A 13,713-nucleotide genomic window follows, 5' to 3' on the forward strand; every position below is an offset into this window, starting at 1 on the left:
GAAAGGGCGAGAGTCGGCGATCCCGGCGCGAATCGCAATGCGGCTGGACGGAACCGATGCTAAGACCTAGGGACAAGATCGTCCCAGGTTCCAGCCCGAAAAAGTGCACACCCCGGCATGACCGAGCTCAAGCCCGACCAGTTCGAGATGCGGCGGCTGGAATCGCTCAGCAACACCATTTTCGGCGTCGCCATGACGCTTCTGGCCTACGACCTGCCGAAGGCCGCGGTCTTCACCAGCTCCCCCGGCTGGAGCGATCTGGCCCATGTCTATTCCGGCAAGCTCGCGGGCTTCGCGCTCAGCTTCATCATCGCCGGCGTGTTCTGGATCAGCCATCACCGGCGGCTGGCACGTCAGCCGGTCGGCAGCCGCGGCCTGGTGATCCTCAATTTGTTCTTCCTGCTCTCGATCGTGCTGCTGCCCGTGACCAACGGGCTCTACACCAATTACAGCATGAGCAGCGCGGTCGCCGTGCTCTACGGCCTGCATCTCACCGCCATTGCCGGCCTCAATGCCTGGCTGTGGTGGAAGGTGCTCGGTAGCTGGCGCCAAGAGATCATGGCCTCGATGTTTCCGCTGGCCGTGTTCATCCCGGGCACGATCGTGGCGTCATTCGCGCCGCAGATCGCGCCCTTCGTCTGGTTCATCGCCTTCGGCGGCCTGTTGATCCAGCGCTTCTACGGCGCGCGAGGCGAGGCGTGAGGCCGCGCCTCACCGTCCTGTCGCGCCGAACCCATCGGCCGGCACGTAAAGCTTGACCGGTCGGATTTCGTAGACCGCGGTCGGATTGACCGCGCGCAGCTTCCGCGCCGCCGAGATCGCCTCCTCCTCGCTGGCGCATTCCATCAAGTGAAAGCCGAGGAGTTGCTCCTTGGTCTCGGCAAACGGGCCGTCCAGCACCATGCCCGCGCCGGGGCCACGCAGGGTGCGGGCCTTTCGGGTCCCGTCCAGCCGGGCGGCCGGCCCAAACTGCCCGCTTGCCCGCAAAGGCGCCTGAACCTCGATGACTTTGGCCACGACCGCGGCGTCCTGCTCCGGCGTCCAGGACAGGAGCTCGTCTTCCACGTGGTAGGCCAGGATGGCGTAAAGCATCGTCCCCTCGTTGTTTTTCTGCACAGATCCCAAGGACGTAGCACCGCAGGCGATGCCGACAATCCCCGCGCATAAAATATTGCGTGATGCGGCTGCGATGAAACCGTCCTGAAACCCGATTGCGCCCCTGCCGCGTGAACGCCGCCGGAAGCGGTCGCGACTGATGACCACAACAACAAGATTTCTGCTGGAGGCGGCAATGTCGGGTCATTCCATCAAGACGGTTTCCAAGATCATCTGCGACGCGCGTCGGACCGGACAATCCGAGACGGCCGATCTGCACGACCAGAGCGGTCATCACCGTTATTACGGCAGCTCGGCCGAGAACGGCGGCGAGCGCATCGTCGAGACCAGGCGCGGCAAGCGCCCGCGCGCCATCAGCGTCTGCGGCTTCTGACGGCTCCGGCGAGACCGTCCTTCAACCATGGATGCTTTGCAGATATCGATCGCGGCGATGCCGTTTCTGGTCTCGCTCGTCAGCCGCAACAGCAAGGCCATCGCGCCGTGCCTGCTGGCGAGCGTGGTCACCGCGCTGCTCGGCGCGGAGCCTCATCGCGCGGTCGTGGCCTGGTGCGTCGGCATATTGATCGCCGCGGTCGCGCTCCGCGAGCGGCTTCGGGCGGGCTGACAGCCGTCGTCACTTTCCGCTCAAGACCTGCTTGACCAGGGCCTCGCGCAGCGCCGCCAGCTCGCCGCTCGCTTCCATCCGGGCGATCATGTCGCCGACCTTGGGCACCAGATCGCGATGGCGTTCGTGCAGATAGTGATAGATGTGGATGCGCTCGAGCGGCGGCGAGAGCGGGTAGATCCTGTCCTGCAGATCGAGCTTCCTCACCGCCGCGAGCCCGCTGAAGAGGTCGGTGACCATCACGTCGAAGCGTTCGGCGTCGAGCATCCGCACCATGTTGTCGAGGCCGGTGGTGGCCGTGACGCGGGCCATGCCGCGCGTACCTGCTTCCGAGGAGCCGACGCCGCGGACGATGCCGACGCTGTAGTCCTTGATCGAATCCCAGCCCTTGACCTCGAATCGGAGCCTGGTCGCGAACACCGCCGGCTCGATGTAGTTGATCGCCGGCGTGACCTGGACCAGCGTCGGGTAATCGCGCGAGAGCGTTCCGATCCGCTGGATCTCGCCGTCGACCTCGCCGGCGCTCGACAATGCGAGCGCGCGCTTGCCGGGGACATCCTCGAACTCCAGCTTGATGTTCAGCCTGGCATAGACGGCGCGCAGCATCTCGCCGCCGACATATTGATCGGGGATGTCGGCGATGCGCGCCAGGCGGATCGTGTCCTGCGCGTGGGCAGGAGCGGCTGCGAGCAGCGCCAGGCAGGCGAGGGCGAGCCGCCACATCGGGCGTCTCCTGCGGTCGTGCATTGCTACCCCTGGATTCGGACGCAAGTGCAATCTACCGAGAGTTGGCGCCTGCGCGCCGGCCGCAATGGTGACCGCTGGCCGCCGCGCTGGTCACACCGGACTTTCACCGGTGTTATTCTAGCACGCGCAGTGGTAGCTTGCGCGGGAATCCTGCTGCCGGGCGGAAGACATGACCCGCCGACCTCAAGCCGCCCGTGGGCCGACAGGGTGATTGCGCGCATCAGTTGATGATGCAGGCGTCTCAATTGCTGGATTGCTCGGGGCTGCAGCCGGTGGACCGGAGCAGTGAGCCGCCATTTCGGGGGCGTGGTGCATGGCCAACGCAGGTGACGAGGACCCCAAGCGCAGCCGCGCCATCGCGCCGGCGGCTGCGAAGCCGGGCCTGACGAGCGTGGATGCCGCGCTTGCGCCTCCGATGTTTGCTTCGCTTCTGGCCCGGCTCTTCAACTGGTCGCGCAGCGGCGTCGGACCGCGGCTGCTCGCCGCGGTGCTGCTGTTCTCTTCGGTCGTGACGCTGACGCTGACGGGCCTCCAGCTCTATCTCGACTATGACCGCGAGGTCGGGCTGATCGAGACGCGGCTCGACGAGATCGGCCGCAGCACCACCGGCAGTCTCGGCGAAAGCCTGTGGAATCTCGACCAGAACCAGCTCAAGCTCCAGCTCGACGGCATCCTGCGGCTGCCCGATATCCGCGCCGCCGAGGTGCGCGAGATCGCCGACCGTCCCAATCCGATCCGCATTGCGGTCGGCGAGCCCGGCACGCGTTCGATCGTGACGCGCGACTATCCCTTGAGCACCAGTGTGCAGGGGATAGCACGCCCGATCGGCCTGCTCCATGTCGAGGCGACGCTGAGCGACGTCTATCGGCAGCTGCTGAACCGGGCCCTCGTCATCCTGGCGAGCCAGGCGGCGAAGACGTTCCTCGTCTCGCTCTTCATCATCTACATGTTTCATCTGCTGGTGACGCGGCATCTGGTCGCCATCGCCGAGTTCGTCAGCAAGTACAGCCTCGCGCGGCCACCGCCGCCTTTGCGCCTGGAGCGCAGGCCGCCCTACGATGCCGACGAGCTGGACAAGGTGATCGAGGCCTTCAACGCCATGTGCGCGAACCTCGAGCGGGCCTATGGCGAGCTGCGCGAGGCCAATGCAAATCTCGAGCGCGACCTGATCATCCGCCGGCGCGCCGAAGCGGACGCGCGGGCGAGCGAGGAGCGCTTCCGCGACTATGCCGAGACCGCGTCCGACTGGTTCTGGGAGACCGGGCCGGACCACTGCTTCACCTACCTCTCCGACCGGGTGATTGCTTTCGGCATGGATCCCAAGGTGCGGCTTGGCACGCGCCGCATCGATACCGCGCTCGACCGCGAGACCGAGGCGGAGAAATGGCGCGCGCACCTGGCGACGCTGGACCGTCACGAGCCGTTCCGCAAATTCGAATATCGCGGGCGCGACACCACCGGGCGGACACATCATTTCAGCGTCAATGGCAAGCCGGTCTTCGCCGCCGACGGACGCTTCCTGGGTTACCGCGGCTCCGCGACCGATCTTACGGCGCAGCACGAGACCGAGGAGCGACTGCGTCAAGCCCAGAAGATGGACGCAATCGGCCAGCTCACCGGCGGCGTCGCGCACGATTTCAACAACGTGCTCACGGTCATCACCGGCACCATCGAGCTCATCCGGGAAGGGCTTGCGGACAAGCCCGAATTCGCCGCGATCGCGCAGCTGATCGACGACGCGGCCGCGCGCGGCGCGGAGATCACCTCGCAGCTGCTGACCTTCGCGCGCCGCCAGCCGCTGGAGCCGCGCGAGATCGACGTCAACGCGCTCGTGGTTGAGACCGCAAAACTGCTCAAGCCGATCCTCGGCGAGCATATCGAGATCGAGACCCGGCTTGCCGACGGCGCCTGGTGCGCGATGGCCGATCCCTCGCAGCTCTCCTCCGCGATCGTCAATCTCGCCGTCAATGCGCGCGACGCGATGCCCGGCGGCGGCAGGCTCACGCTGGAGACCGCGAACCGCGAGCTCGACGGCATCGGCAGCGCCGGCGATGGCGACGGCCTGCGCGGCGCCTTCGTGATGATCGCGGTCAGCGACACCGGCCACGGCATTCCGGCCGACATCCGCGAGCGCGTGTTCGAGCCGTTCTTCACCACCAAGGGCGTCGGTCGCGGCACCGGGCTCGGGCTCAGCATGGTCTACGGCTTTGCCCGCCAGACCGGCGGCACGGTCGCGATCGAGAGCGAGGAGGGGCAGGGCACGGTGATGCGTCTGTTCCTGCCGCGGTCGAAGGGCGAGGCGCCGGCCAGGACCGCGCCGGTTCAGCCGCTCGCCAAGACACGCGGACACGAGACTATCCTCGTGGTCGAGGACGATCCGCTGGTGCAGGGCTATGTCATCGCCCAGCTCGGCAGCCTCGGCTATCGCACGCTGGTGGCCGGGGACGGCGCTTCGGCGCTGACGCTGGTCGACCAGGGCGCCAGGTTCGATCTGCTGTTCACCGACATCATCATGCCCGGCGGCATGAACGGGCGGGAATTGGCCGATGCGGTCAGGCAGCGCCGGCCGGGCGTGCGCGTGCTCTTCACCTCCGGCTACACCGACAACGCCATCGTCCACGAAGGCCATCTGGATCCCGGCGTGGCGTTGCTCGGAAAACCCTACCGGAAGGCGGAGCTGTCGGAGAAGATTCGCGAGGCGCTCGCCGGCGAGCCGCCGGCCTGAGAGCCGCGCGAGCCACGAAAAAGGCGCGGCGGGGAAGCCCCGTCGCGCCCGATTTCTTGCTCGCTGGTCCAGGGCTGAGAGCGCCCCGATGCCAGGCCCTTATTCAGAGCTTAGCGGGCGATCCCAGCGAGGTGACAGCGCTTGGTAAAAGACACTGGATCACCTCCTTTCGTTGGTTTCGGAAGACCTCAATATAGGCGGCCTTGCCCCCGCTGTTAAGGGGGCGATGGGCCCGCAGGAACCGAGGCGGCGCGCAAGGCCGGGAAGACGCCGCAAAGCGGCGTCCCGAAGCAGTTGAGACCGCCGCCCGGCCGTGTTAGGGAGCCCCTGACGCGGGTGTAGCTCAATGGTAGAGCAGCAGCCTTCCAAGCTGAATACGAGGGTTCGATTCCCTTCACCCGCTCCAGGCCTTTGCGTTAACCGCGTCCGAGCCTGATCCAGGTCAATGTCCCCCGCGCCGGATGGTCTATCGATTGGTCGCAACTTCGGGACACACACGACATGACCGACAAGCCGATCGATTGGACGCCGGATCTTTCCTTGCCGACCTCCAAATCCACCGTTCAGCACTTCATCGCAAACGCCGGCGGAGACCGCCTGGAGATCGACACCACGCCTTGGGGCGAGGCCGATCTCACCGTTAACGGTCAGTCGATTGCTCACCTCGCCACCGCGCCGAGTGCCGGTGACGCGTTTCGAACGCTTGAGGCGGTCGCGGAGGATTTCGAGGCTTGCAAGGATGCAGGCAGGGACGCAGGCAAGGATGCGCGCCTGGATCAGGTGATCGAGGACGACGAGGTCCGCGAGCGGCTGGGCCTGCCGCGCTTCTAGGAACCATTGCTCCGCGTACGGGTTGGCCGGTCGGGCAGGACCGAAACTCGTACGAGGCCGACCGTGCAGCAAGACGTGCGCGTGCGCACCACCGCGCAGATCGCGGGTCATCCGATTCACCCTATGCTGGTGCCGATCCCGATCGCGTGCTTCATCGGGGCACTCTTCACCGACATCGCCTATGTCGCCAGCGCCGAGATCATGTGGGCGGATTTCTCCGCCTGGCTTCTCGTCGTCGGTGTCGTCTTCGGCGTGCTGGCCGCAATCGCCGGCCTGACCGATTTCCTCGGCAACCGCCTGGTGCGGGCGCAGACACCGGCCTGGCCGCATCTGATCGGAAATGCGCTGGCGCTGATCGTCGCCATCGTCAACGCGCTGATCCACACCCGCGATGCCTGGACCTCGGTGTGGCCGACCGGGCTCGTGCTGTCCGTGGTCACCGTGCTGATCCTGCCCATCACCGGCTGGCTCGGCTGGGCGCTGGTCTATCGCCACGGCGTGGGAGTTGCGCGATGACAGTCCCGATGGTCCGTGCGCTGCTGTGCTCCTCGGTACTGCTCTTGGCCGCCTGCAATGACGGCAGCGGCGATCCCAAGGCGCAGATCGGCGCCAACCCTCAACTTCCCGACATCCAGCAATATCTGCTTCCGCCCATGCACATCGCGCGCATCGTCGGCTGGAAGAAGGACGAGACGCCTGCTGTGGCGCAGGGCCTCCAGATCAAGGCCTTCGCGACCGGCCTGCAGCATCCGCGTTTCCTCTACGTGCTGCCCAATGGCGACGTGCTGGTGGCGGAATCCAAGGCACCGAAGGGGGCGGGGATCAAGCGGCCCAAAGAGATCGTCATGGGATATATCGAGTCCTGGGCGACCTCGGGCGGCGACGACACCGGGCCCGGCAATCGCATCACGCTGCTGCGCGACAGCAATGGCGACGGCGTGCCGGATACGCACAGCGTGTTCCTCGATCATCTCAATTCGCCGTTCGGCATCGCGCTGGTCGGCAACGAGCTCTATGTCGCCAATACCGATGCGATCGTGAAGTATCCCTACACGGAGGGTGATACCAAGATCACCGCAGCGGGTACGGTGCTGACGCCGCTGCCGGGCGGGCCGATCAACCATCACTGGACCAAGAGCCTGGTCGCCAGCCCCGATGGCTCGAAGCTCTATGCCGGCGTCGGCTCAAACAGCAACATCACCGAGAATGGCATGGAAGCCGAGCACAGCCGCGCCGCCATCCTCGAGGTCGATCGCGCCAGCGGGCGCTGGCGCGTTTTCGCGAGCGGCTTGCGCAATCCCAACGGTCTCAGCTTCGAGCCGCAGACCGGCGCGCTGTGGACGGTGGTGAACGAGCGCGACGAACTCGGTCCCGATCTCGTGCCCGACTACATGACTTCGGTGAAGGACGGCGGCTTCTATGGCTGGCCCTACAGCTATTACGGCCAGCACGTCGATCCCCGCGTCAAGCCGCAGCGGCCGGATCTCGTCGCCAAGGCGATCGCGCCGGACTATGCCTTGAGCTCGCATGTCGCCCCGCTCGGGATGGCCTTCAACACCGGCACCAGCCTGCCGGCGGCCTATCGCGGCGGCGCCTTCGTCGGGGAGCATGGCAGCTGGAACAGGCAGGTGCTCAACGGCTACAAGGTCGTGTTCGTGCCGTTCGCGGATGGCAAGCCGAGCGGACCGGCGCAGGACGTCGTGACCGGCTTTCTCAACGGCGAGAACAAGGCGCGCGGCCGGCCCGTCGGCGTCGCCATCGACAAATCGGGCGCGCTGCTGGTCGCCGACGACAGCGGCAACACGGTGTGGCGCGTCACCGCCGCGCATCCGCAGCTGACGCAACGTTAGGCGCGCGGCCGCGTTATCGGCAGACGCTTTTCGGAACTCAGGAGCCAGACAATGGGCCTTGCTCAATATGCCATCGTGCCGGTGCAGAACGAATGGGGCGTGCTGCACGACGGCGACGTCAAGAACACCTACGCCACCAAGGAAGCCGCGTTCGAGTCCGCGGTCGCCGCCGCATCCCTCGCGCTTCGTGAGGGACATGAAGTCCAGGTCAGCGTGCCCGGCCGCCAAGCCGGCGAGAACGCGCTCGGCAGCTAGCCATCACAGGATTAACCGGCCGCGCCGCGCGGCAATCCCGATCGCAACCTCGGCACCGGCGTTGAAATCGAGGCGGTCGGCTTCGATGCCGTCGCTGAAGATGACGCCGTTCTCGGGCATCAGGGAGCGGATGCGCAATGTGTCCGCCGGGGCGAGCCGGCCGCAGACGAGACTGGTCTGCGAATGGCGGCTGGGGAACGGCTCGCGCACGGCAAAGCGCAGCTCCGCTGCATCCCAGGGCAGGGTCTCGTAACCGCTCAGCAAGGGAGGCTGGCCAAAGCTGCCGGCGATCGCCAGCGATCCCGTGACGATGCTCTTGAACCAGGCGGTCGATCCGAGCCCGGTCGAAACGATCAAGCCGCTCGACGACTGCCGCTCCTTGGTGCCGCCGGTCGCAAGCTCGTAGATCGCCGAGACATGCGTGCGGGCGCCGACGAAGAGATCGTTGACGGCGTAGAGCATCTGGCCGTCGCCGAGCCGGGCTTCCGCCATCGTCACGGCCTGGCTGCCGCGCTTGTCGGAGGCGACCTCCGGCAGCAGCTTTGCGAGGTCGCGCGGCGCGAATGGCAGCAGAATGCCGTCGTGGCGCGCGGGGTCAGGGTTGAGCCCGATCAGCGGATGGTCGTCGAGATATTTCATCGTGTTGGCGACGACGCCGTCCTGGCCGAGCGCGACCACGATGTCGTCGGGCGCGAAGATGAAGTTCGGCAGGAAGCTGCGGTCGATCACCTGGTAGCGTCCCCATTGCTCCAGCGCCTGCACCGTGGTGTGACGCTGCGCCTGGTAGACCTCGTGCTCGCGCTCATAGTCGGAGAAGTCGGCGCCGAGATGCTCGACATAGAAGCGCGCCTGCGACGCCGTGAGGTGGCGCGCGATCAGGTCCTCCAGCCTGGTCTTGCGCGTCACCAGCACGATCTTGCGGTCATTGGCGGCGGGCATTGGCGGCCTCCGTCGGCTTCGGCTTCTCCATGAGCTGGCTGAGCAGGTCCGGCGAGACGTTGAGCTGGCCGATCTTCTCGGCCTTTTCGGCGATGCCGGTGAAGGCCTGCGCGATCAGCTGACCCGGCTGCATGCCGGCCGCGGCCAGCGCCTGGATCACGCGGGTGTCGACACCCTCGAAGATCTTCATCAGCGCGCCGACGCGATAGGCCTCGGCGTCCGCCAGCGTCCGGGTGTTCCCGGCATTGAGGCCGACGAAATCCTTGCGCTTGCCTTCCAGCACGATGTCCGCGGCCATGCCGGCCTCGCGCAGCTCGTTGCGCTTGGCGGCGACGCTCGCCTCGGCGTCCATCTGGGTCTCGCGGATCGACCGCTTCTTCTGCTCGACCGCGATCTCGGTGTCGAGCTCGCTCTCGCGGATGGCGCGCTCCTGCTCGACGGCGAAGTTGCGCCGGGCGAAGATCGCCTCGTCCGCGTTCTTCAGGATCGCCTCGCGCGCCTGCGCCTCCAGCGCCTTCGCGGTGTCCGGCGTCGCTCTGATGCCGCGGATCGACACGCCGAGGATTTCGAGGCCAAGAGATTCGATGTCGGCGCGGGCCCTCAATCCGCCCAGAATGAGCTCGGCGATGCGGTCGGAGGCCTGCAGGGCTTCCCGCAGCGTCAATTCCTTCACCGCCTGTTGGGCGAGCACCTCGACCGTGCCGAGAATCCGTTCGGGGAGCTTTTCCGGATCGTCGCTCTCATAGGTCTTGCCGTCGGCCTTTAGCGTGAAGTCGAGCATCGAGGCCGCCTTCTTCGGGTCGCTGACGCGATAGGTCACCTGGCCCTGCACGGTCAGGGTCTGGAAGTCGCGCGCGGTCTGCTCGAAGATGAAGGAGGCATCGCGGCTGCCGATCGGCACGGCGACCAGCATGGTCACCGGCGCGTAATAGAGCGCGGAAAGACCGGCGCCCTCGGCGACGATGGCGCCGGCGCGGTACTTCATCAGATAGGTGGTGGGCTGAGCCTTGATGAACCTGACGCCGAACATGGTCTTCTCCGATCGCTGTCTGTAAGTGTGCCTGAGCAACTAAGTAAGTTGGACTGTACAACTAACTATGCTACTGTCAAGGCCGGACAAGGGAGAGGGCGATGGCGGGCGAGGCGGCTGGCAAAGGGCTCGGCAAGGATATCGGCAAAGATGTTGGAAAGTCTGGAGATTTGGACTTTCCGCGCCCTTTGACCACGGTCGATGTGGCGATCTTCGCGATCCTGGACGACAGCCTTCAGGTGCTGCTGGTGCGGCGGCCGGCCGGCGAGGGCGAGCCGTTTCCGGAAAGCTGGGCGCTGCCGGGAGGCTTCGTCGACGTCGCGAAGGACCGCGATCTCGCGGCGTGCGCAGCCCGCAAGTTGCGGGAGAAGACCGGCGTCAGCAGCCCTTACCTCGAGCAGCTCGGAAGCTGGGGAAGCGCGACGCGCGATCCGCGCGGCTGGTCGGCGACGCATGCCTATTTCGCGCTGATCCCGGAGGCGGCGGGCGAGCTCGCTGCGGACGCACGCTGGTTTCCGCTATCCGCAGGCAGGCTGAAGGAGAAGCTCGCCTTCGATCACGGCGAGATCCTGGCGACCGCGATCCAGCGCCTGCGCAACAAGGTGGAGTATACCTCGCTGCCGGCCTATCTAATGCCGGCCGAATTCACGCTGCCGGATCTGCAGCGGGTCTACGAGATCGTGCTCGATCGTCCGCTGGAGAAGAGCGCCTTCCGCACGCGCATCCTGTCGGCCGACATGATCGAGCCGGTGGCGAGGATGCGCCGCGGCCCCAACCGTCCGGCGCAGCTCTACCGGCTGAAGAAGGGCCGTGAGCCCGTCTATTTCGTGCGCACGTTCAATCCGCCGGACTAAGCCCATGATCGCGGCGCCGCCCTGCGGCCAGCGCCGCGGTGCCATTCGGAACGGACATGCCCGTGGTCTCCGTCTCCGGCTAAGACTGATCGCGCGGGCGCGATCTGCGCCGGCCGGGCAGGCGAACGTTTGGAATGCGGTTCTTGAAATCTGACAGCAGGCTGATCGGCGTCCTGCTAGTGCTCGCCATCACCCAACTCATCGGATGGGGTACGATCGGTCTTCCGGCCGTGGTGGGCCGCGAGCTTGCGGACGGTCTCGGCATGAGCCTGCCGGGCGTGTTCGCGGGCAGTTCGGTGCTGTATGTCACGATGGGCCTGTGCGCACCGTGGCTCGCCAAGGCCTTCGCGCGGCATGGCGCGCGCAAGGTGATGATGGTGGGGACGATCGTGTCCGTGCCGGGCTATGTCGTGCTGTTCTTCGCGCGCGAGCCGCTGCTCTATTTCGCCGGCTGGGTCATACTCGGCATGGGCGGCAGCGCCACGCTCTCGACCGGCGCGTACATCATGCTCAACGAGGTCGCCGGGCGAGGGGCCAAGAATGCCATCGGCGGGCTGATGCTGGTGACGGGGCTCTCCAGCAGCATATTCTGGCCGACCACCTCGTTCCTGAGCGGGCATCTCGGCTGGCGCGGCACTTGTCTCGTCTATGCGGCGATGATGCTTCTCATCAACCTTCCGCTCTATGCGATCCTCGCGCCCCGCCGGAAAATTGCGACCGACGATGGCGGTGCGTCGGCCAGGGCCGCGCCGCCGCCTGCGGTTCCGAGGAGCACCTTCGGTCTCGTCGTCTGCGTGATCACGCTGAACGCCTTCGTCAATTTCGGCATCAGCGCCATCCTGATCGAGTTGCTCCGGGCCGAGGGACTGGCGCCGGCGCAGGCGCTCGCCTTCGGCTCGATGCTCGGCGTGATCCAGGTCAGCGCGCGCGGGCTGGATCTTCTCGGCGGCGGGCGGTGGGACGGGATCACGACCGGGCTCGTCGCCGGCACGGCGCTCCCGATTGCCATGCTGCTGTTGATGGCGAGCGAGGGCGCGACCTGGGCGGTCGCGGCCTTCATCCTGCTCTACGGCGCCGGCAGCGGCGCGATGGCGGTGGCGCGGGCCACCATTCCGCTCGTGTTCTACGACCAGGCCGAGTTCGCCAAGGCGATGTCGATGATCGCGCTGCCGCTCAATCTGGCGTCCGCGATCTCGCCGCCGCTTCTCGTCGGCCTGCTCACCGAATTCGGCAGCCGCGGCGCGCTCGGTCTGACGCTGGTGTTCTCCTGCGCAACGGTGCTGATTTTGGCCCTCCTGGGGCGGCGGCGGCCGCTTGTGGTGTTGGCGTAACCTGAGCCGTCGGGAAATATTCGCGGCGCGGAAAGTTGCGGAGGGCGGCGGTCTTGGGGCCGGCAGGAGGATAGCCGTATGCCCCCAGTGCAGTGCTCAGGGCCCCAAAATGGTGTATCCGCAGGGAGCACGGAATGGCCTGACGCCGCCGCGCCAAAATCAGTTCCCCGGAGGAAATCGACATGTCGGCCCTGCCGCTTTCAGGCATCAAGATCCTTGACCTCACCCGTGTGCTGGCCGGGCCTTTGTCGGCCCAGATGCTGGGCGATCTCGGCGCGGAGGTGATCAAGATCGAGCGGCCGGGCACCGGCGACGACGCGCGCGCCTTCGGGCCGCCTTACCTGACCGATCCGGACGGCAAGGCGAACAACAACAACTCGTTCTATCTCTGTGCCAACCGCAACAAGAAGTCGGTCACGGTCAACATCGCCAAGCCCGAGGGGCAGGCGATCATCCGCGAGCTCGCCAAGGACGTCGACGTCTTCATGGAGAACTACAAGGTCGGCGATCTCAAGCGCTACGGCCTCGACTACGAGACGATCAAGGCGATCAATCCCGGCATCATCTATTGCTCGGTGACCGGCTTCGGCCAGACCGGCCCTTACGCGCCGCGCGCCGGCTATGACGCCATCCTGCAGGCCATGGGCGGCCTGATGAGCGTCACCGGCCATATCGACGGCGAGCCGGGCGAGGGGCCGATGAAGGTCGGCCCGTCGATCGTGGACTACATGACCGGCATGAACACCTCGATCGGCATTCTCTCCGCGCTCTATCATCGCGACGTCAACAACGGTCAGGGCCAGCACATCGACGTCTGCCTGTTCGATACCGTCATCGCCTCGCTGTCGCACTGGCTCCAGATCTTCCTCGTCAACGGCAAGACACCGCCGCGGCGCGGCACCTGGGGCAATGGCGGCATGCCCGCCGGCGTGTTCCGCTGCACCGATGGCGAGCTGATGCTGGTGGTCGGCAATGACGGCCAGTTCCGCAAGACCTGCGCCGTGCTCGGCGCGCCGGAGCTTGCGAGCGATCCGCGCTTCGTCAAGAACAACGATCGCGTCGTGCACGGCAAGGAGATCATGGCGATCTTCGCCGGCCTGTTCCTGAAGCAACCGGTGGCCTACTGGCTGGACAAGCTGGAAGAGGCCGGCGTGCCCTCGGGCCCCATCAACAATTTCGAGCAGGTGTTCGCCGATCCGCACGTGCAGTCGCGCGGCATGCGGGTGAAGACGCAGCACAAGTTCGAACCCGAGCTGTCGCTGATCCGCAACGCGCTGACCCTCTCGGGCACCCCCATCACCGAATATCGCGCCCCGCCGCTGCTCGGCGAGCACACGCAGGAAGTGCTCGGCGGCAAGCTCGGCTATGATGCCGGGAAGATCGAGGAGCTGAAGGCGCATGGGATCATCTGAGGCGCCGGCGCACCGGCGC

Annotated in this window: 15 protein-coding genes and 1 tRNA gene; 12 read left to right on the plus strand and 4 right to left on the minus strand. The window is 66.3% G+C overall.

Annotation, left to right across the window (positions count from 1 at the left end; all coding sequences use genetic code 11):
- Positions 1-117: 117 nt before the first annotated feature.
- On the plus strand, positions 118-702 hold the full coding sequence (locus tag QRQ56_RS02555) for a TMEM175 family protein (protein WP_438737449.1): 585 nt from the start codon (positions 118-120) through the stop codon (positions 700-702).
- Between the two features lie 9 nt (positions 703-711).
- Here the strand turns inward: QRQ56_RS02555 and QRQ56_RS02560 are convergent, their stop codons facing one another.
- The gene (locus tag QRQ56_RS02560) at positions 712-1,092 is read right to left on the minus strand and encodes a YciI family protein (protein ID WP_438737450.1); all 381 of its coding nucleotides are present in this window, start codon (positions 1,090-1,092) and stop codon (positions 712-714) included.
- Between the two features lie 199 nt (positions 1,093-1,291).
- Here QRQ56_RS02560 and QRQ56_RS02565 point away from each other — a divergent pair, with 199 nt between their 5' ends.
- Both QRQ56_RS02565 and QRQ56_RS02570 read left to right on the plus strand, forming a co-directional pair.
- Positions 1,292-1,489: a hypothetical protein gene (locus QRQ56_RS02565; RefSeq protein ID WP_438737451.1), complete on the plus strand. Its 198-nt coding sequence runs from the start codon at positions 1,292-1,294 to the stop codon at positions 1,487-1,489.
- A 27-nt stretch (positions 1,490-1,516) separates the two neighbouring features.
- Complete coding sequence (locus tag QRQ56_RS02570) at positions 1,517-1,720, plus strand: hypothetical protein (RefSeq protein ID WP_438737452.1); 204 nt, start codon at positions 1,517-1,519, stop codon at positions 1,718-1,720.
- Positions 1,721-1,729: 9 nt separating this feature from the next.
- Here the strand turns inward: QRQ56_RS02570 and QRQ56_RS02575 are convergent, their stop codons facing one another.
- A complete protein-coding gene (locus tag QRQ56_RS02575; protein WP_438737454.1) occupies positions 1,730-2,443 on the minus strand; it encodes a substrate-binding periplasmic protein in 714 nt (237 codons plus the stop codon).
- A gap of 337 nt (positions 2,444-2,780) precedes the next feature.
- Here QRQ56_RS02575 and QRQ56_RS02580 point away from each other — a divergent pair, with 337 nt between their 5' ends.
- The 6 genes from QRQ56_RS02580 to QRQ56_RS02605 all read left to right on the plus strand — a co-directional run bounded on the left by QRQ56_RS02580 (position 2,781) and on the right by QRQ56_RS02605 (position 8,128).
- Positions 2,781-5,192, plus strand: a complete 2,412-nt coding sequence (locus QRQ56_RS02580) for an ATP-binding protein (RefSeq protein ID WP_438737456.1) — start codon at positions 2,781-2,783, stop codon at positions 5,190-5,192.
- A 332-nt stretch (positions 5,193-5,524) separates the two neighbouring features.
- A tRNA-Gly gene (locus QRQ56_RS02585) sits at positions 5,525-5,598 on the plus strand.
- 95 nt (positions 5,599-5,693) lie between these two features.
- Positions 5,694-6,023 (plus strand): hypothetical protein, encoded by a 330-nt coding sequence (locus QRQ56_RS02590; RefSeq protein ID WP_438737458.1) that lies wholly within the window; start codon positions 5,694-5,696, stop codon positions 6,021-6,023.
- A gap of 63 nt (positions 6,024-6,086) precedes the next feature.
- Positions 6,087-6,539: a DUF2231 domain-containing protein gene (locus QRQ56_RS02595; protein ID WP_438737460.1), complete on the plus strand. Its 453-nt coding sequence runs from the start codon at positions 6,087-6,089 to the stop codon at positions 6,537-6,539.
- Positions 6,536-7,873, plus strand: a complete 1,338-nt coding sequence (locus QRQ56_RS02600; RefSeq protein WP_438737462.1) for a PQQ-dependent sugar dehydrogenase — start codon at positions 6,536-6,538, stop codon at positions 7,871-7,873. The genes QRQ56_RS02595 and QRQ56_RS02600 overlap by 4 nt, the downstream gene beginning before the upstream one ends.
- 51 nt (positions 7,874-7,924) lie before the next feature.
- Positions 7,925-8,128 carry a hypothetical protein gene (locus tag QRQ56_RS02605; protein ID WP_438737463.1) on the plus strand — a complete coding sequence of 68 codons (204 nt, stop codon included), beginning with the start codon at positions 7,925-7,927 and terminating at the stop codon, positions 8,126-8,128.
- Positions 8,129-8,131: 3 nt separating this feature from the next.
- Here QRQ56_RS02605 and QRQ56_RS02610 read toward each other — a convergent pair whose 3' ends face one another.
- Both QRQ56_RS02610 and QRQ56_RS02615 read right to left on the minus strand, forming a co-directional pair.
- Entirely contained in the window at positions 8,132-9,067 is a 936-nt protein-coding gene (locus QRQ56_RS02610; protein WP_438737465.1) for a sugar kinase, read from the minus strand.
- Positions 9,051-10,097 carry an SPFH domain-containing protein gene (locus QRQ56_RS02615; RefSeq protein WP_438737466.1) on the minus strand — a complete coding sequence of 349 codons (1,047 nt, stop codon included), beginning with the start codon at positions 10,095-10,097 and terminating at the stop codon, positions 9,051-9,053. Before QRQ56_RS02615 ends, QRQ56_RS02610 begins: the two co-directional genes overlap by 17 nt.
- Positions 10,098-10,198: 101 nt before the next feature.
- On the opposite strand from QRQ56_RS02615, the gene QRQ56_RS02620 reads away from it, so the two are divergent.
- The 3 genes from QRQ56_RS02620 (at position 10,199) to QRQ56_RS02630 (ending at position 13,694) form a co-directional block, all read left to right on the plus strand.
- The gene (locus QRQ56_RS02620) at positions 10,199-10,951 is read left to right on the plus strand and encodes an NUDIX hydrolase (RefSeq protein WP_438737468.1); all 753 of its coding nucleotides are present in this window, start codon (positions 10,199-10,201) and stop codon (positions 10,949-10,951) included.
- Between the two features lie 134 nt (positions 10,952-11,085).
- A complete protein-coding gene (locus QRQ56_RS02625; RefSeq protein WP_438737470.1) occupies positions 11,086-12,282 on the plus strand; it encodes an MFS transporter in 1,197 nt (398 codons plus the stop codon).
- A gap of 182 nt (positions 12,283-12,464) precedes the next feature.
- Positions 12,465-13,694 (plus strand): CaiB/BaiF CoA transferase family protein, encoded by a 1,230-nt coding sequence (locus QRQ56_RS02630; RefSeq protein ID WP_438737471.1) that lies wholly within the window; start codon positions 12,465-12,467, stop codon positions 13,692-13,694.
- Positions 13,695-13,713 lie beyond the last annotated feature (19 nt).

Source organism: Bradyrhizobium sp. U531 (genome assembly GCF_051710265.1).
Lineage (GTDB): Bacteria > Pseudomonadota > Alphaproteobacteria > Rhizobiales > Xanthobacteraceae > Bradyrhizobium.